Below are 462 nucleotides of genomic sequence, written 5' to 3' on the forward strand. Positions count from 1 at the left end.
GCCATGCGCCGTCCCAGGATGATGGGCGTCACCACCTGGCCCTCGATGGTGTGCAGCAGCAGGTACAGCGCCGCCGGCAGCACGCCCTCGCCGGTGGCGCCGAAGGTGACGAAGCCCATCAGCAGCATCAGCATCACCCCGATCAGCGGGCCGACATATGGCGCGAAGTTCAGCAGCGCCACCACCGTGCCCCACAGCAAGGCTTCCTGGATGGGAATGCCCAGCGCGTACAGGATGCCCGCGTAGATCATGCCCACCGCGGTATTGATCAGGCTGATGGTCAGCACGTAGCGGGAGACCTCGCGCTCGATCTCCAGCATGATCCCGGTGGTGAAGCGTTGCTGCGCGCGATTGGGCAGCAATGCGATGGCGTGGCGTTGCAGGTTCTCGCCATAGACCATGAAGAAGAACGTCAGCAGCACCACGGCCAGGAACGAGGCGGCCAGCTTGGGCGCGCGCACC

The 462-nt window shown here is 65.4% G+C and carries 1 protein-coding gene; it reads right to left on the reverse strand.

The annotated features are described in order from the left end of the window. The coding region (locus CWM66_RS28470; protein WP_146159981.1) for an AI-2E family transporter at positions 1–462 on the reverse strand (462 nt) is incomplete at both ends.

The organism is Kosakonia sp. H7A (assembly GCF_003028445.1).
In the GTDB taxonomy this organism is placed as follows: domain Bacteria; phylum Pseudomonadota; class Gammaproteobacteria; order Enterobacterales; family Enterobacteriaceae; genus Kosakonia; species Kosakonia radicincitans.